Here is a 20,301-nt window from a genome sequence, read left to right on the forward strand (position 1 = left end):
GCCGCCGTGCGGGCGACGTGCATTGTAACGAGGCCCTGACGCGCCTTAATCAGCTCAGGTTCCTCTCTTATTTATATGGCTATTTTGCTAACCTAGCCCACAACATCTCAATTATGCCCGGGATTGCTGCTTTGCACAATCCCTGCAGCATTGTCCTATATGACTGCGAAATGACCCACAGACCTTAACCGGGGCAGGTATCGCCAAGGCAATCCGGTGGACCAAAGCCGCAGCTTGATGTTCCTGTTCTGGGGCCTGAGCGAGAGCGCGGCAGCAAGATTTCGCCGAGCGGCCACGTGTTTCCCGTCTGCGATCCAAGCCTCGGCCGCATATCTGTGCGCCTTGGCAGATCGTGGGTTAAGCTCCGCCGCCTGTTCGAAAAGTCTTGCCGCCTCCGCGTAATCGGAAGCCGCCCAGGCAAGTTTCCCCTTCGACAAGGCGTGCTGGAATTCAGGTGACTCGCCGACGCGCTGGGCTGCCGATGCGATGTGGCGCGCGGCGTACAACGGTTTGCGGAAGGATTTGGCGTCCTGCGCCTTTCCGACCGCTGCGACCAGTGCGTCGCCACCGGACACTCCATGTCCGACGTCCCTGCTCCAACCGGCATTAGGCTGGGGCAGCACGAGCTGGTCGAGATCGCCTGCCTCGTCCAGTCGCCGCAGGAGTCCGCTGCCGTGAAAAATATGCGTGCCATGAGAATTGCGGATACCGAAATCTGCAACAACGAAGCTTGGCACGCCCCGTTCAAGCGCCTCGAATATCGCTGTCGAGGAAATCGTTGCGAAGATTCCCGCCCTTTCCAGAAGAGAGGGAAGCGGCTCGTAACTTATGGACAGGTTCCCGGGTATTTCGATGCGCTCGAAAATCCGGGCGATATGTTCGCTGCCTTGATGGAACGTCTGTTCATCGGGCTGGACACGCGCCTTGATCAGGATTGTCCAGTCGGGATTGTCATTGGCCAGCCGCGCCAGTTCGATGACCAGCTGTTCGCGCTCCCCGGTCTTTGAAGGAACAATGACCTGCTCTGCAAAGACGAACAGCCTGGGTCCGTGATCGGATCGCGCCTGCTGCGCCGGTGACTTGCCGAAGCCGGTGACGACCGCTTGTTGTTCCGGACCCTGCGCGAAGAACTTTTGCATCGCCGCCCGATCGCGTTCACCGTTGACGGTGATCACGTCGAAGCCGGCGCGCCAGGCAAGACCTTCTTCGAATTTCTCGAACACCAAGCCGTTGAAGCCGGTGAAGATCGTGGGCCGCCGCCCTTCAAAGGACTGACACGACATTTCGAAATCGTGGCGGAACTGGGCGAGGGCGGAGCCGGTCGTGTAGACACCGATTGCATCGAGATCGGCGAAGGCCTCTCTCTGCGCCAGTTCGTCCAGCGTGAGTTGCACGATGTCGTACAGGCCGGCGAGCCTCTCGGCGACCGCCGACGGGATCCGGTCAAGATCCGGCACGGCATATTGCACTTGCCAACCCGCGGCCTTCAGCGTCGCCGCGTGGCGCAGGGTGCCGAATATCTGGCTGTCGCTATCGCCGAAAAACATCGCCCTGTGCGGGAGATGTCGCTCATCATCGCTTTGAGATGTGCCCAGATTGTGGTCATCCGATGCCATGGGGGATGGCCTAGCCATATGGCTGCAAGAAGCAAGAGCTCAAAAATAATGGGGGGCGGGGGGTATCGCAAAGGGAATAAAAACAGTTAGATGGCTCCGCTGCAGCCGCGAATTGCCGGGGACGAACTAATAGATGCGCATTGCGCTGGTGAACTCCCTCTTTCCCGAATTGGGGATCGGGGGTTCTGAGATATCGACCTTTTATCTTGCCCGGGGCCTAATCGGCCTGGGGCACGAAGTTCGCGTGCTCAGCCAGAATGTAGGTGAAGAATCGGTTCTGGAGGAATTCGAGGGTGTGCCGGTTTTCCGCCTTGGATCGGCGCCGGGATACGAACCTAACGTGCTGGCAAGGCCGCGGCTGGAAATCGATGTCCTGCGCGGGCAGCAGGACAAGGTCGAGCATCTGTCAGACCGGATGCGCCCTGCGATCGAGGATTTCGCCCCGGACATCATCAACACCGCGGTGGTCGGAAATCCGGCCGGCTTCTGGAAGCTGGCAAGCGATATGGGCATCCCGCTTGTCCATACGCTGCGATCCTATTCGTTGCTGTGCCACCGCCGGATGCTGCGCGGGATCGACCCGTGCACGCGGCAGTGCTTTGCCTGTGCGACCAAGTCGCGCCGCAGCGCCCGCAATCATTCCAATTTCGCGACCGGGGTCATCGCGATCAGCGATCACGTTCTCGACGTCCATTCACGTTCCGGCTGGTTCTCGAACGTTACCCATCGCGCAGTTATCGCCAACAGCTACGAACCCACGCTGGAGAGCGTGCCGGACAAGTCCGGTGCTTATGATTTCGGTTATCTTGGACGCATTCACGAAACCAAGGGTGTCGAAGAGTTGTTGCAGGCTTTCACTGCGCTTCGAAGTCGCGGGGGCAAGGGTAAGCGCCTTTTGATCGCCGGCGATGGCAATCCCGACTATGTCGAGGACCTGAAGCAGCGGTTCGATCACCCGGACATCGAATTTGCCGGCTACATCGACCAGACCGAGTTCTTCGAAAAAGTGCGGATCTGCGTCGTTCCCTCGATCTGGTTCGAACCGTTTGGCCGCGTGTTCGCCGAATCGCTGCACCACGGCACACCGGTGCTCGGGTCGAGCAGGGGCGGCGGCGCGGAAATTCTGGACAACGACACAGGCTGGCTGTTCGACCCCGGCAACCCGGACGACTTCCTTGCATCGCTGGAGAAGGTGGCGGGGCTCTCGGACGACCGTTATAACGAGATGACCAGCGCCTGCCTTGCCAGTGCGTCATCCTATTCGGTCCCGGCAATCGCCCGGCAATATCAGGACTTCTATCAAGAGTGTCTCGCCTGACATGAAGCTACTGGCAGTCGCGACATCCCCGCTGCAGATCCAGAACGTGCAACAGTACGTGCGTCAGCAGGGACTCGATTTCCGCGCATGCACGTTGGCGCATGTCGGCTCGGTTCGGGAAGAAGACAATCGCAGGGCGATCGCGCAGGCGGCCAAGACACCGTTTGAGCGGATTGCGGCGTTCGCTCCCTATCGCCAGTTGCCGCGCAAGTATTTCCCGACCGAACGGAACTGGGCCCTGGCAGAGAGGCGCAACCGCCAGGAATACATGGACAGGATCAACCGATTCTTCGGTGATGTCGGGACGGATTACGACGTCGTTCTGCTTGGCGATTATCGCCCCATGTCGTTCCGGCAATTCCTGCAGCCACTGGCCGAAAAACGACCCGAAGTCGTGCTTGTCGATGACGGTGCGGTATCGCGTTATGTCATGAGCTACCGCGCCTCTGGCGCTGATGCCGACGAAGTGACGCGCGGGATTCTGCCCGATCTTGGCGAAGGCGATCCGTTCCTGCCGATGGAACCTGCGGCGCTGACCTATTTCACGATCTACGGCAACGGCACCGAGATCGCGCAGACCGATGCGGTCATTCACAACCAGCATTTCGACAAGGTCGATGCCAGCCGGTTCAAGCCGGTCGAGGATGTCTGGGTCTGCGGCACCAACCATGTCGAGGCGAAGCTTGCCCGCATGGAATACTACCTCTCGCTTTGCGAGCGCATTCGCGAATGGTTTCCCGACAGGCGCATCGTCTATTTCCCGCACCGCCGCGAAGAGCCCGCGAAGCTGGAGCGTTTGCAGAACCGCCTTGGCTTTGTCGTCAATCGCAATGCCGACGGACTGGAACGCCACGTGCTCCGCCGCAAGGTCGTGCCGCACAAGGTTTTCGTGTTCGGGTCGACCGTGGCGGATACCCTCAGCCGCATTTATGGTGAGCGGTCGCCGGTTGTGCTGGTCATCCCCAAGGATCGGTATTTTACCGGTGCGACGCGTTTCAATCACGTGACCAGCGTGATGGTCGACAACCTGCGGCGCAATTCGGGTGTGGTTGCCGTCTCGCAGGAACTGGCAGAACTTGAACCATGGGCCTCGTCGAAGGTGGTGAAGCGTGAAGGTTCGCTCCCGTCCGTCAAGGCGGCAACCGCGCCGCTTTACGATGATCTGCAAGGGCTAGTACCGGGCGAGGCTAACGACGGTTGGACGCGGCTTGTGGAAACGGGGGGCAAGAACGTTCACCGGGCTACGATCCTCAAGGCCCGCCGCGATCTATTCGGTGCGGCTTACTGCCATGTCTTCCGGCTGCGTGCGGAAGAGCGGTTTGCCTTCAAGCTTCGCCTTGCTCCCACCGGCGGTGGTGATTTCGTCGAAGTCTCGTTCGAGGCCGATACCCCCGGCTTCTATGGCGAGACCAATCAGGCGGGCGTTCTTTTCGCCGAAGTGCATGTCGACGAAAACCGCGATTCCACGATTACGGTGTTCTTCAAGCCAAAGACATGGCGCACCGTCGAACTGCAACTGTTCACTCTGTCAAAGCGTGGGACCGAATCTGCAAAGCACCAAGGCATGACGACGGCGGGCTTCGGCCTTGCCCCGTTCGTTCCGCAGGGGGGTGATGCAACGCCACTTTCGGTTGGTCGGGACCGGACGAGCATGCAGGTCGCGATCGGCAGGGACAGCACTTTCCTGACTCATGTCGCCGGCCCCGAGGGCGCTACGGTCGTTTGCATGCACACCGGATGTTTGAAGCCGCTACGCACTTCGCGGTTGAAGGCGCCATGGCTCGGCATCGATGAAGTCGGTCTGCTGAACTGTTCGATCAATTTCAACGGAGAGACAGCCCAGCCGTTGAGCGCGCGTGCGCCTAGCGACAAGATCGGCAAGGGGCTTTTGCGCATCCTTGCGCCGACTTCGCCGGTCCGCTTCGATACAAGCGCACTCGACCGCCGCGTTCTTGCCGCGACCCACGACAAGGTCCGGCTCGCGGGGGAAGGTCCTTTCGAGATTGCGAACGTCGACATGCGTTCGGGCCGCGACGGCGTGCAGGCCGCGTACGTCAATTCCGGAAAGCCGCCAAAGGGCGCGACCAGACCCTTCTACATGCTCTTTTGAGAGAGCAAGACGCGATAAAGCGACAAGGTGCGACTACCAATTCGCTCCTTGCACCGCCCAGAGGATATACGCATGAATGTTGAGCGAAAACTTGATGAGGCAAATATGAACAAGGTTTCCGACGGGTCCGACGATTCGTCGATCATGCGCGACATCGTCGATTACGAGATCGAGATCGGTCGCCTGCTTGCCGATCGGGAAAAGCTCGCCGGAAAGCTCGCCAAGGCCGACGAGGAGCGTGAGGCATGGCGTGAAAACCAGCTCGACCTGTTCCGTTCGGACCTCTCCGCGCTCAGCACGGCGGTCCTGCGCCTGACCGAAGGGCAGACCCAGCAGTTCGAAAACATCTATCGCCTGCTTTCGCAGGTCATCCTTGCCGACAAGGCCGGTCGTCGCGAGATCGAGGGACTGAACCAGTCGCTTGCCTCCAGCGATGCGATCGCGGCTGCCATCAACCAGATGGTGAGCGGCAAGCAGGTCGAGCGGATTGCCGAGGCCGGCATCAAGCTGAAGTCGGGGATGAGCATGAATGTCGTGCGCGGCAAGGCCGTGTTCGACAAGGCCATGGACGCCAGCAATTCCGAAGCCGTTATTTTGCACGAGAACAAGGATACCGGCGTTCACTCGTTCGTCTTCCCGCTGGAGAAGATCACGGCAACGGGTCTGCGCGGTGTCGCGCTTGAAGTGAAGCCGTTGGACCTGCGTGCCTTGCGCATCCGTCTTCAGGATGAGGACGGGATCGAAAACCGGGCAGAGGTCAGTGTCGATCTCAAGAACCTGCGCCATTCGCAAGTCGAGACAACCCATGGTGCGGGCCGGCGGTTCGTCACGCTGCGACCCATGGAAGACGGCTGGATCGAGGTCGTGCTCGAAGCTTCGCTTGGCGCCAACGACGCATCTACCCGCTGTGAACTGATCGCGATCGCCGACGTCGACAAGAAGTCGTCGCAGCGGGCCGGTACGGGCAAGCAGGCATTCGCTTTGCGCAAGATCGCCGCACTCAAGTCGGACGGCCTGCTTCCGGCCGAAGAACTGCAAAAGGTCGATACCGCGGTGGCCAGACCTGCCGTTGCCCTGCACGAAGTGCGGATGCCCAAGCAGGAAACGGCGCGCCAGAAAAAGCGCGAGGAGTTTCTCGCCTCGGGCGCCTACCACAAGCTCGCCCGCCTGCGGAACATTCACGAGGGCAAGCGTGCCTTCATCATCGGCAACGGGCCGTCCATCAACAAGCAGGATCTCACCCTGCTGAAGGACGAGGTCACGTTCGTCACCAACTGGTTCGTGAACCACCCGAACTATGACGAGATCGACCCGACTTATTACGCCGTGTCGTCACACGAGATGTTCGGCGGCTGGTCGCATGTGGATCCCAAGCCCAATCCCGATTGGCTTAGCGTCATGCTCGCCAAGGCGGGCAACTCGCACAAGTTCTTCTCGTTCGCGTTTCGCGAGATGCTGATCAACAACGGCATCTTCTCCAGCGAGGAGTGCGATTTCCTGCTGTTCGACCGGCCCAAGTACCAGGTCGACCAGATCGGCGGGATCAACCTCGATCTCACCCAGCCGATGGATGACGGCTATACCGGCATCGTCACCTTCTGCCTGCCGCTGGCGCATTACATGGGCATCAAGGAAATCTATCTCGTCGGCTGCGACTGCGACTATGGCATTACCAGCCCGGATTCCCCCAAGTCGTATTTCTACGATTACTCGCAGCACAAGACCCGCACGACCAGCCACGAAGGCCTGATGCGTGCGTGGGCCGATGACGGTCCGGTGTTCAAGACCTATGAAATCGTGCGCGATCGTTTTGCGCTCGACGGTATCCGCATCGTCAATGCGACAGAGGGTGGGCGGCTCGAGGTATTCCCCCGTCAGAAGTTCGAAGACGTGGTCGGCGCCAAGTAATGAGCGGCGGGACCGTCCTCTGCTCGGTCGTGAACGACGGGTTCACGCCCGGCTTCGTGGTGATGGAGCGATCGCTTCGCGAAACCAACCCCGATTGGGATTTCCCGATCCGGGTGATTCATTCCAGCCTGAACCCCCTGTCCGAACAATCGATCGCCGTGATCGAGGATCACTGCGACAACGTTGAATTCGTGCTGGCGGACGACCGGATGCTCCGACCCATCCACACTTATGCCCGCGAAGTGATCAAGACACCGGAACGCCTGTTCCCGGCTTTCTCGATCCTCGAGGCGTTCCAATGGTCCGATGCCGATCAGGTGATCGCGCTCGATTCCGACATGATCATTCTTGGCTCACTCGAACCGCTGCGCCATGCGGTCCGCCCGTTCAATGCATGCCGTGCGCGCATGACGATCGGCAACGAGCCTGCCGGGTTCTTCAACACGGGCGTGATGGTGCTGAACCGTTCGCTTTTGCAGGGTTTCCACCTCTGGGATATTCCCACGATGCTGGGTGGCCGCAAACCGAAGCGCGGGACCGGCAAGGCCGATCAGGCGATCCTCAACATCCTGTTCCGCAACGAATTCGTCGGTTACCTGCCGCAACGCTTCAACTACACCAAGCGTTCGCTGCAGTTCGATCTCGAACGTAGCGATATTCAGTTACCTGCCACGACTGACGAGATCCGGGACTTCATGGCAGCGCGCGATACCCGCGTCTTCCACTTCGTCGGCGAAAAGCCGTGGAACCCGAAGATCAAGTACAGCGAGCTGGAACACGAAGCGGCCGAACAGATCTGGCACGATGCCGTCTACCGCTATGGCAAGCCTTCCCTGTTCGCCTTGCTGGAACAGTTGCGCCGCCAGTGGCAAAAACGCCTTGTCGCCGCCGTGCGTCAGTCGCGCGCGGAAAAGCCGGGCCTGGTCGATGAGGCCAAGCTAAATGTCGGCATGGGAATGTAATCGCGACTGGGTAAATCTCTTGGGTCGCGGTCCTTGTAATGTCTAGGCAATTGGTGTGCCTTCTGTGCTGAATTGCAGATGTCGACGATCCGAGGTGATTTAAGTGGTCAATTTTGCGAAGCGTTTTGGCGTAACTGATGCACTTCTGGCAGCGAGCGATGATCGCCCAACTGCGAGTGAGACGAGTCCCGTATTACCGGCGATGACGGTTGCTGAGGCGGTTTCCTTCATGGTGGCGAAACCTTGTGGCCGGAAGCTTATCCGCATTGGCCGTGAGGGCGATGGCGGATACTTGGTGCCGGATGATCTCGACGGGATCGAGGCTTGTTTTTCTCCGGGTACGAACAACTACAAGTATTTTGAGGACACGCTTGCCCAGGAATACGGCATCCGTTCTTACATGTGCGATTATTCGTCATCCATCGACAAGTTCCATACCCCGCTGATTCCCGAGATGCAGTTCTTCGAGAAGAAATGGCTCGACCTGGCTGCAGATGACGACAATCTCGACATCAACGAATGGGTTTCCGCGAACAGTTCGGCGAAATCGGACCTGATGCTTCAGATCGACATCGAAGGGGCGGAATTCCGAAATATCCTTCATGCAAGCGATGAAACGCTGTCACGCTTCCGGATCGTCGTGATTGAAATTCATGGCCTGCACTACTTGTCAGATCCCGGGTTTCTGAACCGGGTTTTCGCACCTTTCGTTCGAAAGCTGGAGAGACGCTTTGTTTGCGTACACGCCCACCCCAATAACTGCTGCGGGGTAAATGTGCATTCAGGCATGGCAGTGCCCAATGTCATCGAACTAACGTTGTTGCGGAAGGACCGGGTCCTTCCATCCGACGAACCGCTGCAGATTCCGCACGATCTGGACATTGTGAATATAGACCGGCGCCCGCCAATCGAACTGAACGGCGTATGGCTGGAGCACGCCGATCGCGAAGCGAGTGCGGATCATATGCTGATGATGCGATTGAAGTGGTTGGAAGAGCGGGTCACTGATCTGATCGCCGAAAACGCAACGCACAAGCAGACATCTGCCCTACACGGCTTCATGCTGCAGAACGTGGCGGCCTGCGCCAATCTGGCCATCGGACAGCCCACGACGCAAAGCGGTGAAAGTGACGGCGAGGTCACGAAAGGTGAATACCGGGGGTGCAGGCAGGGTGGGGCAGGGATTACAACGCCCAAGCAGAAGAACCCATGGTGGGTTGTCGACCTTCAGGAACTCAAGGCGCTGGAAGGATTGGTGATCTACAATCGGTGTGACGATACGCCGGCAGCTGCACGGGGCCTGCGCGCGCTAGGCTCGATCGATGGTTTGAAGTGGCAGCCCTTGGGTCGGCACAAGGGCAAGACTGCCTTTGGCGGGTCGCGCGTTTTCAAGGGCAACGGCCCACTGCTCCTCCAGACCGGCGGTAAACTTGCGCGCTACGTCAAGCTGGTGGGCGAGGGGGACACGCGCCTGGACCTCGAGGACGTTGAAATCTTCGGAGCCGCGCCTGTTTGACCGCTCCGGGTCAGCCCGAAAGTTCGGGCGGGGCCAGCTTTTGTGCCCGCTTCGTAATTCTGATCGAGGACTTGAGATAGGCTTCGTCGCTTCGGAGCGCCTCGATCAGACCTGTCGAATACTTTTCGCGATTTTCGTAGAATTCTGCATCCTGTTCTGGGGACAGGCATTCGTCCCAGATCATGTCGACATAGTCGCGCCAGTGCGTGATGGCGCGTAGATCGCGCTGTTCCGAACCCTGTGTTCTTGCCGCAAAACGTGCGTAGACGCTTCCGCCGCCCACGACTTCCTTGCAGCGCCCCATCACCAGCATGGACACGAAATCCCGCTCAATCGGATAGAGGTGACCTTTCGGTGTCCGGTATACGCGACTGCCCGGTGCACCGGCTTCTGAGCACAGGGACTGCGCAACCGTTTCGTCATCAGAGAAGAAGAGGGCGGGTTTGCGAACTTCCTTCAGGTATTCTCGATAGGCCGTAAGGGGCACTGTCTTGGCCATGAGCATACGGAACTTGGCGCGCATGCGCGGCCAATCCTGCTTGGTGTAGGCCCGCAGAATCTCGCGTCCATATGGGACCAGGTCGCCACGTCGAATGTGAATGGCCGTAAATTCGGCGGGGTCTTCTTTTTCGACGAGGTTCAGCATCCGTTGCCGGATGGGCAGTTCTGCAAACAACCGCGCCGAAGCGTCCAGCACTTGCGTTGCGTCCTCGTCCGGTGTCCGGAACGCCAGAAGCGCCCCATTGACGTGGAAGTGCCCCATCCTGAAGGCATCCAGAGACTCGACAACCGGGTTCTTGCCGATCTGGCTGCCGTGCTTCTTCCAAAGCCGCTGGAACTGCTTGGGTATTGGCCCGTCGGCGACCCTTAGGTCCGGAGATTGCGCATAGAGCTGCGGCAAATCGAAGATGCGGCTGAATTCGTAATGTTCGGTATCGTCCGCAATGTATTCGGCGCGCGGTTTTGGCCAAATAAACGTGCAGCGTGCATTGAACTTGCGGGCATAACGCCAAGAAAACAGCAGTGCCTGTAACCGGCTTGTCAATCGGTCGGTACGAAAACTGAAAAGCTCTTCCACTAAAGTTCCCTCAAACAAAGCGGGCCGACGGGGTCAGGCGTAATTCAACTTCTTCATCATTGCATCGCAAGCCTTCTCGATCCGGCTGATCTGATCTGCGCTAAGCGAATCCGTATACGAGCCAGCCTTGCCGCTACGCATCAGTTTACGGTTGGTCTCTCCCTTACCGCCGGAATGCCGCTTCTTCGCGACGGCAAACGACTGGTTCTCGATTGCTTCGTCGATCGCTTCCTGAGACCGCGAGGCGCCTAGATAGTCGAGCGTCTTGCGGAGCTCGTCGGCAGGAGAGGATAACAGGTCCTCGTATCGGAGCATAAGGATATCGTTGTCGAGGATGTCGGCCACGGCGACAGGCCATGATCGCGTACAGTGCGAATATACACCGCCATCGCATATCGTCCTGGCCATGGCCTCGAACTTGTCGAGGCCAGGTTCAGCGCCGCACGCTTCGATATACTTGCTCAGGGAAAAATAATGAGCGCCGGACACGGTTACATCGCGTGGATCGCGGACGATACCAACGATTTTGGCATCTTTCGAAATCGAACGGATGCGTTGGATTGGATGATGCGATTTAAAAACTTGATAGGGGGACTCTCGGTCCGCCCCTTCACTTGCGACTTCTTTCTGTTTCGGTGCGCCGAAAAAGCCGACCGAAGGTGCACCGAGGACTTCTGCAACCAAGCGCGTCGCCCACGTGTTTCCGCTTTTCGGATAACCGACGACGACGACATCTTGTTTCATGATAATGGCTGATCCGATGGTTGGACACGCGGGCTCTGCAAGGAGATAATTGCGTAAGAATAACGCGATATTTGGCGTATATTTCTGCCCGCTTGCAGCTTGTCTATGAAGCTCTCCTTTGGCATCGCGCCGTTTGCCGTGTCAATGGCGCGACCGGCAGGGCAGCGACCTGTGGGAAGGTCTTCAAATTACCGCGCCAAGGATGGCGTCGGGGATACAAATGCAGGCACGGTAAGGAATGGCACAAAGATTACGCTTCTGCTCGAAACGGATCGCGGAAATTCCCTACATCGAGACGTTCATTGCAGACGCGATCGAGGGCCATCGTGAACCTGTCTGGATCGGCTGGGGTCGCAAACCGTCGGGACAACGCGCTGCAGGTTTAGCCCGGAAAACAGGCGGAACAGCCCTTTTTCTTGAAGACGGTTTCCTCAGATCATGGGGCGCAGGGCATGCCTATCCACCGGTCTCGATAGTTTCTGACCGCACGGGCATCTATTATGACGGAACGTGTCCAAGTGATCTGGAAACGCTTTTGCAATCCGAAGCTGACCTGATCGCTCCGTTCGGCGACAAGATAGAGCGCGCGCGCGCGGCCATCGTCGCAAACCGGCTAAGCAAATACAATCATGCGCCGCCGATGTCTGAGGAGCTCTTGGCCCGCAGCGATGGGCAGCGCGTTCTTGTCGTAGACCAGACGGCAGGCGATCTCAGTATCAAGCTCGGCTGCGCGAGCGCGCAAACCTTCGCTCTCATGCTCGATAAAGCCAAAGCTGAGAACCCGGACGCGACGATTTACGTCAAGACGCATCCCGTCACTGCCGCTGGGGAAAAGGAGGGGCATTTCTCGCCCGCCGATACGGACGAGCGGACGATTCTACTGACCGAACCGGTTTCCCCGATCGAGTTGCTCGAGGCAATGGACAAGGTTTATGTCGTCACGTCCACGCTCGGCTTCGAGGCGTTAATTTGCGGCAGGCCGGTCACCTGTTTCGGTCTCCCCTGGTACGCAGGTTGGGGCGTTACCGATGACCGTCTGACGTGCTCTCGCCGAAGCCGGGAGCGCACGGCGAGTGAACTTTTTGCGGCCGCTTATTTCCATTACGCATCGTATATCGATCCGCAGACCGGCGGTGTTGGCGACATATTTGATGCGATCGACTGGCTGATCAGGCAGCGAGAAACCGAAATGAGGCTGCACGGACCACAAGGCGAGAGACCGTTTGCCATGCTCGGCTTGAGGCGCTGGAAGCAGGCCAACCTCACTCCGCTCCTTGGCTTGCGACGTGGAGATGTCATGCCCGTCGACACGGTCGAGCAGGCCCGGACGGTCGCGGTTCGGGATGACGCTATCGTCTTAACGTGGGGCGTCGACCGCGCCGGCCAGCTTAGGGACGCGTCCGATGGCGATGAGGTCGAAGTCTGGCAGATGGAAGACGGTTTCGTCCGGTCGCTCGGTCTGGGGTCCGACCTGATCGCGCCCCTGTCCATCGTGCTGGACCGAAAGGGTCTGTATTTCGATCCCCGATGCATATCCGATCTGGAGGACATCCTGTCGCACGGGGTGTTCGAGCCAGGGGAGCTTGCCGAAGCAGCACGGGTTCGCGCGGCGATCGTGGACAATGGTCTTACCAAGTACAACGTCGATCAAAGGGCGCGACCGGATTGGGCTACGGGCGGGAAAAAGGTGATCCTCGTTCCGGGGCAGGTCGAGAATGACGCATCGATACTGTTCGGCACAAGCGAGGTTGCGACCAACCTCGAATTGCTAGCGCGCGCACGTGCCGCGCATCCGGATGGCTTCATCGTGTACAAGCCGCATCCTGATGTGCTCGCCCACAACCGCAAGGGAAGGGTGCACGGGGCGGAGGCGCGCAAGTTGGCGGATCACATCGAAACTGAGATTTCGATCGTTGATTGTATCGAAGCCTGCGATTGCCTGCACACGATGACCTCGCTGAGCGGGTTCGATGCCTTGCTGCGCGGAAAACGTGTCGTGACGTACGGCCAGCCGTTCTACGCAGGCTGGGGTCTGACGACCGACATGGCGCAAAATGGCGGCGCGCTATTGCGCCGGACACGCCGCCTAGCTCTCGACGAACTCGTCGCAGGGACGTTGCTGCGCTACCCCATTTACTGGGATCCCGACTTGCGGGGCTACACGACCTGCATCGCTACGATCGAACGCATTGTAAGGGATCGCGCGCGCCTCGAAGCGCAGGGCGCCTTGGCCTCGTTGAAGCCGGGCTATTTGCGAAGACAGTTCCGGAAGCTGCGCATACTTATCAGCGCCGCGCAGCGTTGAGGCGCCGGCCCGTCAGAAACGGAGCACGACGCCTGCGCTGACCGCGATCTGGTAGAGGATCTGGGTAATTTCCTTGAAGATCTGGCGATTGGCGGAGTTGACGCGCGGCATGACAAGGATCTCGTCACCTTCTTCAAGCGGAGCCTTGTGCGTGCCGAAATCGAGCATGTTCGAATTGTCGTCACCTTCGGCAAAGCTGCCATCCTGACGGACTACGATAATGCGGTTCTTGTCGGCATTCGGCGCAAAGCCGCCGGAGAGGGCTGCGTAGTCGTCGATCGCCATGTCGGGGTTGAAGGCCACGGCATTGGGGAACTGGACGGCGCCCGAAACTACGACGATACCGTCCTTCGTCGGCACGGTAAGAATATCGCCGTTCTCCAAAACAAGATCGTTGCGGTCAGAACTGTTCGAGATGACAACCTGACCGCGCGGTTCGATGAGGCGGGCCCGTTCGACCCACTGCAGAATTCGTTCGGCTTCCTGTGAGCGCAGTGCGCTTTCGTCACGCGTTCCGGAACGTGCGGTAAGCGCCGCTTGCTCAAGCGCATCAAGGGACGTGTTAAGGAGCCGCTGCTGACGCTCTTTCACGCTTTCACGCGACAAGGAGATATTGGACGGTGCCGAAAGCGGTGTGAACTGAAGCTGCGACAGCACTTCGCCAAGGCGCGCGCCATAGGGCAGCACGTATTCCTGCGGGCTGTCATGCTCGCCCTCTACCCGCACGGTGATCGTGCCGGGGCGCTTGTCAGCTGTAAAGCTAACCACATCGCCGTCATAGATCTCGATGTTCGGGGCATCGAGCACCGAATAGTACTCCACGCTCAGCTTTTCGCCTTGGGAGCGGGTGACCCGGACGTTGGTAACGAATGGACGCGGTTTCGCCATGCGGCCGAGTTCGAGGAGAGAAATCGATTCTCCTTCAAATTCGAAGATGTTCGCATTGTCGGCATTGCCCTGCACTTCGACTGTTGCCCGGCGCGGTTCCACGAAGATCACGTCACCATCGTTGAACTGCACTTGCGGCATGTTTCCGCGCAGCAGAAAATCGTAAAGGTTCAAGCGGCTTCTGACTTCGCCACCCCGCTTCACGACAATATTGATGAACGAACCCCGTTCAGGATCAACGCCGCCCGCCATGTCGAGGTAATGAAGCACCGAATCCATGCTTGTCCCGGCATATGCGCCGGGCCGGTTGACGAAACCGCCTACATAGACGCGTACCGGCTGCGCAGCGTCCAGACGAGCATAGACGAACACGTTGGAGCGGAAAGTGGTGGCAACAGCGCGTTCAACAAGCGTCTGCAGCGACGAGTTCGTTACACCCAGGACGTTTACCGGACCAACGTTAGGCAGAAAGATGTTGCCGTTTTCGTCGACGGTCAGCACCGACTGGAAAGTGTAGGCGCCCCACAGACGAATCTGGATCCGGTCTCCCACATTGATCGCGTAGTCGGGATTGAAGGCCGCCGGCGACTGAGCGGCGAATGCGCCGGTAAACAGTTGGGCGCCGAAAACGTCGCTTTCTTCGTTCGCGGCATAATCGCGTGCCTGCGCAACGGTGACCCTGACCGTTTCTCCTTCCTGCGAACGCTGGTCGACGACAGCTTCGTCTTCATCACCCTCTTCGGCCGAGCCCAAGGCTGCGGCGGCGGGGCCTGCAAGATTTTCCGACTGACTGCTTTCGTCATCGTCGCGCGTGCTCTGGGCGAAGGTAGGTGTGGCTGACAAAGCTATGGCCAGCAGACAGGCTGCCAATGTTCCCAGAAAAGCCTGGTTGAGCAGACGGTGCAATGACATCGGATCAGTCCTTGTGGTCACGGATCACCGCGACAATCAGATGGGCGAGGCCCGCAAGAAGAAACGCGACCAGCGCGACGAGAAAGGTATTGTAGAGCCGGGCAGGACGGATCGCCTCTCCGGGCATTGTCGGCGGTTGTATCACCGACATCGCTTTGATGGTTCGGCCGCCCTCGACACGTCCTTGTTCAAGGGCTGTGAGCGCGGTACGATACAGGTTCTGAGCGAATTCGGCCTTCAACTGAAGTTGCTGAAATTCTTCCACCTGGCTGTTGAGACGTTCGCCGCCGGTCAGGCGCTGACGCTCTTGGATGATCTGCCGGTCGACGGCTGCAATCTGCTGGCGGATTTCCACCAGCGAGGGGTGGTCAGCGACAAGATAGGCACCCATTGAGGATAGTTCGATCTTCAACTCGGAACGTTGCCGCTCAAGGTCGGCAATGATCGCGGTCAGGGCTTGGGCTGACTGTTCAGGAGAAACCAGACCATTGCGGTTCTGGTAATTGGTCACGGCCTGGCGTTCGGCCATTGCGCGATCGCCCAGTCGCTGGACCTGTGTTTCGAGAAACGCGACCTGCTCAAGCGCGAGGCCCTGCGCCATCTCGTTCATGAACGCTCCGCCATCACGCACCATGTGCGATGTGATGGCCTGCGCCGTTTCGGGGTCAAAGGCCTCGGACGAGATGACGAGCACGCCGTTGTACTCGTCGTATTCAACGGTGATCCGCTTCAGATAATACTCGTGCAGGTCCTCGTCGGTATATCCGAACCAGAGCTTCGAAAACGGGTCGATCCAGCTCTGTGACCAATGGGTCCGCAGATCGAGTTCTTCGTCCAGCTTTTGCATCATGCCGACCGACAGGAGATAGTCGCGAAGCAGCAACTGGTCATCGCTGTTGCCGGCGCCATCGATTAGCGCACTGGCAAGATCGGTTGGAGCCGAAGCGCCGAGATCGGTGTTCTGGACGATCACGTGCGCCTGGGAAACATAACGCGGGGTCGCGATCAGCAGCCAGTAAATGGCAGCAAGCAGTGTGACGACAATGGCCCCTGAAAGAAGCGGGCTTGCCTTCGCCTTGCTGCGGACAACAGCCATCCGCTCGTGGAAACCTGCTCGCAGCATCTCACGCCTGTCTGATGTGTTCCCGGTTGCGGGTGCCGCGCTGTTCTCGTCGGCTCCCAACGCTTCGTCCCTCATAATTTTCATGCTCGTTTGGCCCTACGCTGCTTTGCAGCCATGCCGATCTCTTTGTTGTATTCCCTGAGAGCGTCTTTCAGATCGTCGAACCAGTAAGCCTTTCCGCCCGACAAGAGAATGCCCGCCTCACAGAAATCCTTTAACGTCTTTTCGCCGTGGCTGACCATGATCAGGCTGGCTCGGTCGACCATTTTCTTGAATTCCGCTTTAGCTTTCTGGCGGAACTGCTTGTCGCCCACCGACGTCATCTCATCGGAGATATAGACATCGAACCTGAACGCGAGTGAAAGACCGAACTGTAGACGCGCCTTCATTCCTGAAGAGTAGGTCTTGACCGGCTGGTCGAGTTTGCTGCCAAGCTCGCTGAAATCCTCCAGAAATTCTGATATTTCCTCGATGTCATCGGAACGGTCATAGATGCGCGCTACGAACTTCATGTTCTGCCGGCCGGTAAGCGAGCCCTGAAGGCCGCTGCCAAGGCCCATTGGCCATGACACCGAACAATCGCGCGTTATCGATCCGCGCGTCGGTTCGTCGACGCCCGCGATCAGTCGCAGCAATGTTGTCTTGCCGGCACCATTCTGGCCGATCAGCGCGACGCTCTTTCCCTTCGGAATGGTGAAGTTCGCGTCTTTTAGGATCCAGTCTCCTACGCCGTGGTCGGTGCGAAAGCGCTTGTAGACGTTCTCGGCGATGATCATTTCGAGATCAGCTCCTTACGGAAACGCCTGTGCGCCAGAAAGCCCGTGACAAGCAGGCAGAGGGAGCAGAGATGCAGATAGCTTACGCTTGTCGACGGCACTTCGTGGTAGAAGGGCGAGAACCCGCTTCGCATGCCTTCGAGGCCGTTGGCGATGGGGTTGTACATCAGGTACGACTGGTACGGTTCTGGAATGATCGAGATCGGGATAAGCACGCCCGACATCAGGTAGAGCGGTCGCATCAACAGTTTCAGGATGGACCCGATTTCGGGCAGCAGTTCGTTGAACACCGAAAGCACGAGGCCGAAACCAACCCCGAACAACCAGACCCCGCTCCACGCGGAAAGTACCAGCAGCGGGTCGTGTGGAATTATGTCCAGCCCGTACATACCGATGCCGATAAAAGCGATGATTGCGACGATCACCATCAGCAGGATTTCAATGAGCGAGCGCACGAGGATCGCGTCGACAGGCGTGATCTGCCGATAGACGAAAAGGGACCGGTTGGACGCGATGCCTGCACCGCCCTGACCTGCGGTTCTGCGGAACGAGAAAAAACCGACCAGACCGAGTACGAGCCACAGTTCACTTTCCATGTTCGCGATCGTCCGTTGCCGGATGACTGTGAAAAGGAAGCTGAGGATGGCGATATGCGCGAGCGGTTCGGCCACCAGCCAGAACCATGATGCACGTCCCTTGAACAGGCGGGTCAAGGCTTCGCGAAGCAGCAGGGCCTTCCAGACCGAGAGCGTAACCTGAAGGGGGGGGCGCCGCGTCGCCATCAGATCAAGACAAGCCTATTCGATTTCATGGCGCGAATGTTTTCGAGGCTTGCCTCGCTTTGCTTTTGCAGCGCAGACTTTAATACCGGTGACAGCAATTCAGGAGCGCTCTCACCTTTCTTCAGAGAGAAATTCTCTTGGATGAAGGCGCGCATTTTGCGGCGATCGCGCATATCTTCGAGAGCCGCATTAGCTGCGCGGGCAAGGTTGATGCCTTTGAGGTTGTAGCCGGGATTGGAAACGCCTTCCTGCTCCTTCGGCAATGGAAATGATCCAAAGAAGTCCTTAAGCAATACGTGGATCTTCTGGTTGGTGCGAAAGCCGTCATAAAAACAGACGGCGACACGATCGCTTTTAGGTGTCGCCTCGAGGAGTTTCGAAATGACGTCGGCCCAGTCGAGTGCGACCGGGTTGAATTTGCCCAAATAATGCTCGATCGATTGCGAGCCGCCCATCTTCAGCTGCTGCACGTAAGAGCTCTGGATGAACGAGGCGAGGTCCCGGACCGTGAAAAGCCAGAGCCTTTCCTGTGCAGGGATGGATGCAACCAAAGCCTGCGCGACCTGTCCGACCTTCGGGTAGATCGTCTTCGTGCGGCCGAGATTCGGCAGGCCCAGAAGATCCTCGTCGCTCAATACCAGATTGGGATTGGCGCCAATTTTGGGATCGGTTTCAAGAACCATCGTTTCGAATAATTGGGGGACCTGCGCGCTCTTACCTTGTGCGATGCGCTTGTAGGCAGCCTTGCTGAAAGGCTGAATCGTGGTGCGGGCCGGCACGCTTATGCCAAGGGAGTTCAATCCCTTCTGGTTGATGCGAAGCCAGCTTTGAAGATGTGTGGTACCCGTCTTGTGTGCGCCGAGGTGAATGACGGCTTTGTCAAACAATGAGAATTTCCTCTTCGCGATCAGATCATTGCCGTTTGTTTCTGGCCCTTTGGAGTATTTCTTAGAAGCAGGGAAGGGGCGTGGCCACAGCGAACCGCAATCTCGGGCCCGATTGTGAAATGAAAGGCAGGCGAAATTCGACCAAGCCTTCGGCCTGACGCGCACAGAAAACGTCCCGTCGCTGATTTGGCTTGTCACCGTTGCTGCGATGCAGCACTCGCGCGGGAAACTTTCCGGATCACAGGCGTTGTGCCTTGCAATAACCGGAAGTGTTTTCGTAGACTTCCGGTTCGAGCTTTCGGACGAAGTTCGAGGTATAACAAATGTTTATCCGGCCCCCACCGGGTTTGCGTTGCAGAACAAAAGTGCTGGGAAGTGCAGAAACCGGTTATGAAGACGTCCGTCACCGCAGGTCGTAAAGCGCGGCAAGATGCGCTGGATATCATAAGGCAGGAACGCGATGCTCTCGCCGCTCTTGCAGATACGCTGCCCGACGAGATCGAGGACGCGATCGATTGTATCCTGAACACTTCCGGTCACCTCGTGATCGCCGGTATCGGCAAGTCTGGTCATGTCGGAAGAAAGCTGGCGGCGACGTTTTCTGCGACAGGCACGCCCTCGTTCTTCGTTCATGCTGCAGAGGCGGGGCATGGCGATCTCGGCATGATCAAGGCCGATGACACCATCCTGATCCTGTCGAATTCAGGCGCCAGCCCCGAATTGCGCTCCATCCTTGATCACGCACATGCACTTGGCGTGGCAGTGATCGGCATTGCCGGCAGGCTCGATTCCCCGTTGATGCGCGAATGCAAGATTCCGCTGCTTCTCCCCGACGTGCCTGAGGCCTGTCCGGAGGGGATTGCACCCACTACGTCGACAACGATGATGATTGCGATGGGTGACGCTCTGGCCATTGCGGTAATGAAGGCGCGCGGCGTGTCGCGCAATCTTCTGGTCCTGCTCCATCCGGGCGGTGCAATCGGGTTTGGCAACCTGCCCGTGGCAAGCTTGCTGCGCGATGCGGGGCCGCCGCCACTCGTGCGCAAGTCCAGTTCCATGCGCGATGTGGTGCTTGAAATTTCCAGCGGGCGGAAAGGCCTTGCTGGCGTGACCGATGATGAAGGTAACCTTCTGGGCGTGATCAGCGACGGCGACGTCCGCCGCTCGCTCGATCGCTTTCTTATCGCGCGTGCCGACGAGATCATGACCAGCGATCCCAAGACGGTAAGTGCGGATACCAAGATTTCGGATGCGTTGCGCCTGATGCTCGCCAACGAGATCACGGCCATTTTCGTGATGAAGGACGGCGAAACGCGCCGACCGCTCGGCGTGCTCAACATTCACGATCTCGGCCGTCCGGCCTGATACTGCGGCAA

General features: G+C 58.5%; 15 protein-coding genes. 7 read left to right on the forward strand and 8 right to left on the reverse strand.

Annotated elements, in window-relative coordinates:
* Nucleotides 1-155: 155 nt before the first annotated feature.
* A complete protein-coding gene (locus KIH45_RS15695; RefSeq protein ID WP_213176954.1) occupies nucleotides 156-1,616 on the reverse strand; it encodes a capsular biosynthesis protein in 1,461 nt (486 codons plus the stop codon).
* 133 nt (nucleotides 1,617-1,749) lie between these two features.
* On the opposite strand from KIH45_RS15695, the gene KIH45_RS15700 reads away from it, so the two are divergent.
* The 5 genes from KIH45_RS15700 (at nucleotide 1,750) to KIH45_RS15720 (ending at nucleotide 9,430) form a co-directional block, all read left to right on the forward strand.
* Entirely contained in the window at nucleotides 1,750-2,934 is a 1,185-nt protein-coding gene (locus KIH45_RS15700; protein WP_225899982.1) for a glycosyltransferase, read from the forward strand.
* 1 nt (nucleotide 2,935) lies between these two features.
* Nucleotides 2,936-5,044 carry a hypothetical protein gene (locus KIH45_RS15705; protein ID WP_213176956.1) on the forward strand — a complete coding sequence of 703 codons (2,109 nt, stop codon included), beginning with the start codon at nucleotides 2,936-2,938 and terminating at the stop codon, nucleotides 5,042-5,044.
* Between the two features lie 105 nt (nucleotides 5,045-5,149).
* On the forward strand, nucleotides 5,150-6,952 hold the full coding sequence (locus KIH45_RS15710) for a motility associated factor glycosyltransferase family protein (protein WP_213176957.1): 1,803 nt from the start codon (nucleotides 5,150-5,152) through the stop codon (nucleotides 6,950-6,952).
* Nucleotides 6,952-7,914, forward strand: a complete 963-nt coding sequence (locus tag KIH45_RS15715) for a glycosyltransferase family 8 protein (protein ID WP_213176958.1) — start codon at nucleotides 6,952-6,954, stop codon at nucleotides 7,912-7,914. The genes KIH45_RS15710 and KIH45_RS15715 overlap by 1 nt, the downstream gene beginning before the upstream one ends.
* Nucleotides 7,915-8,017: 103 nt before the next feature.
* Nucleotides 8,018-9,430, forward strand: coding sequence for an FkbM family methyltransferase (locus KIH45_RS15720; protein ID WP_213176959.1), 1,413 nt, complete (start codon nucleotides 8,018-8,020; stop codon nucleotides 9,428-9,430).
* 10 nt (nucleotides 9,431-9,440) lie between these two features.
* Here KIH45_RS15720 and KIH45_RS15725 read toward each other — a convergent pair whose 3' ends face one another.
* The gene (locus KIH45_RS15725; RefSeq protein ID WP_213176960.1) at nucleotides 9,441-10,508 is read right to left on the reverse strand and encodes a hypothetical protein; all 1,068 of its coding nucleotides are present in this window, start codon (nucleotides 10,506-10,508) and stop codon (nucleotides 9,441-9,443) included.
* Nucleotides 10,509-10,541: 33 nt separating this feature from the next.
* Nucleotides 10,542-11,252: a sulfotransferase domain-containing protein gene (locus KIH45_RS15730; RefSeq protein WP_213176961.1), complete on the reverse strand. Its 711-nt coding sequence runs from the start codon at nucleotides 11,250-11,252 to the stop codon at nucleotides 10,542-10,544.
* A gap of 238 nt (nucleotides 11,253-11,490) precedes the next feature.
* On the opposite strand from KIH45_RS15730, the gene KIH45_RS15735 reads away from it, so the two are divergent.
* The gene (locus KIH45_RS15735) at nucleotides 11,491-13,557 is read left to right on the forward strand and encodes a capsular polysaccharide biosynthesis protein (RefSeq protein WP_213176962.1); all 2,067 of its coding nucleotides are present in this window, start codon (nucleotides 11,491-11,493) and stop codon (nucleotides 13,555-13,557) included.
* Between the two features lie 12 nt (nucleotides 13,558-13,569).
* Here KIH45_RS15735 and KIH45_RS15740 read toward each other — a convergent pair whose 3' ends face one another.
* The 5 genes from KIH45_RS15740 to KIH45_RS15760 are packed head-to-tail and all read right to left on the reverse strand — an operon-like array spanning nucleotide 13,570 to nucleotide 19,123.
* Nucleotides 13,570-15,357: a polysaccharide biosynthesis/export family protein gene (locus KIH45_RS15740; protein ID WP_213176963.1), complete on the reverse strand. Its 1,788-nt coding sequence runs from the start codon at nucleotides 15,355-15,357 to the stop codon at nucleotides 13,570-13,572.
* A 4-nt stretch (nucleotides 15,358-15,361) separates the two neighbouring features.
* Nucleotides 15,362-16,564 (reverse strand): KpsE/RkpR family capsule polysaccharide export protein, encoded by a 1,203-nt coding sequence (locus KIH45_RS15745; protein WP_213176964.1) that lies wholly within the window; start codon nucleotides 16,562-16,564, stop codon nucleotides 15,362-15,364.
* A complete protein-coding gene (locus KIH45_RS15750; protein WP_213176965.1) occupies nucleotides 16,561-17,256 on the reverse strand; it encodes an ABC transporter ATP-binding protein in 696 nt (231 codons plus the stop codon). The genes KIH45_RS15745 and KIH45_RS15750 overlap by 4 nt, the downstream gene beginning before the upstream one ends.
* Complete coding sequence (locus KIH45_RS15755) at nucleotides 17,253-18,038, reverse strand: ABC transporter permease (RefSeq protein WP_213176966.1); 786 nt, start codon at nucleotides 18,036-18,038, stop codon at nucleotides 17,253-17,255. The genes KIH45_RS15750 and KIH45_RS15755 overlap by 4 nt, the downstream gene beginning before the upstream one ends.
* Nucleotides 18,038-19,123, reverse strand: a complete 1,086-nt coding sequence (locus KIH45_RS15760; protein ID WP_213176967.1) for a hypothetical protein — start codon at nucleotides 19,121-19,123, stop codon at nucleotides 18,038-18,040. Before KIH45_RS15760 ends, KIH45_RS15755 begins: the two co-directional genes overlap by 1 nt.
* A 192-nt stretch (nucleotides 19,124-19,315) precedes the next feature.
* Here KIH45_RS15760 and KIH45_RS15765 point away from each other — a divergent pair, with 192 nt between their 5' ends.
* Nucleotides 19,316-20,290 (forward strand): KpsF/GutQ family sugar-phosphate isomerase, encoded by a 975-nt coding sequence (locus tag KIH45_RS15765; protein WP_213176968.1) that lies wholly within the window; start codon nucleotides 19,316-19,318, stop codon nucleotides 20,288-20,290.
* The last annotated feature ends 11 nt before the right edge of the window (nucleotides 20,291-20,301 follow it).

The sequence above is a fragment of the Croceicoccus gelatinilyticus genome (assembly GCF_018398395.1).
GTDB classification, from domain to species: Bacteria; Pseudomonadota; Alphaproteobacteria; order Sphingomonadales; family Sphingomonadaceae; genus Croceicoccus; species Croceicoccus gelatinilyticus.

Excerpts from the sequence above, each read along its gene's own strand:
- KIH45_RS15745 (WP_213176964.1), bottom strand. The coding sequence starts at position 16,564 with ATGAAAATTATGAGGGACGAAGCGTTGGGAGCCGACGAGAACAGCGCG.
- KIH45_RS15705 (WP_213176956.1), top strand. The coding sequence starts at position 2,936 with ATGAAGCTACTGGCAGTCGCGACATCCCCGCTGCAGATCCAGAACGTG.
- KIH45_RS15755 (WP_213176966.1), bottom strand. The coding sequence starts at position 18,038 with ATGGCGACGCGGCGCCCCCCCCTTCAGGTTACGCTCTCGGTCTGGAAG.
- KIH45_RS15700 (WP_225899982.1), top strand. The coding sequence starts at position 1,750 with ATGCGCATTGCGCTGGTGAACTCCCTCTTTCCCGAATTGGGGATCGGG.
- KIH45_RS15740 (WP_213176963.1), bottom strand. The coding sequence starts at position 15,357 with ATGTCATTGCACCGTCTGCTCAACCAGGCTTTTCTGGGAACATTGGCA.
- KIH45_RS15695 (WP_213176954.1), bottom strand. The coding sequence starts at position 1,616 with ATGGCATCGGATGACCACAATCTGGGCACATCTCAAAGCGATGATGAG.
- KIH45_RS15730 (WP_213176961.1), bottom strand. The coding sequence starts at position 11,252 with ATGAAACAAGATGTCGTCGTCGTCGGTTATCCGAAAAGCGGAAACACG.
- KIH45_RS15750 (WP_213176965.1), bottom strand. The coding sequence starts at position 17,256 with ATGATCATCGCCGAGAACGTCTACAAGCGCTTTCGCACCGACCACGGC.
- KIH45_RS15715 (WP_213176958.1), top strand. The coding sequence starts at position 6,952 with ATGAGCGGCGGGACCGTCCTCTGCTCGGTCGTGAACGACGGGTTCACG.
- KIH45_RS15710 (WP_213176957.1), top strand. The coding sequence starts at position 5,150 with ATGAACAAGGTTTCCGACGGGTCCGACGATTCGTCGATCATGCGCGAC.
- KIH45_RS15735 (WP_213176962.1), top strand. The coding sequence starts at position 11,491 with ATGGCACAAAGATTACGCTTCTGCTCGAAACGGATCGCGGAAATTCCC.
- KIH45_RS15765 (WP_213176968.1), top strand. The coding sequence starts at position 19,316 with ATGAAGACGTCCGTCACCGCAGGTCGTAAAGCGCGGCAAGATGCGCTG.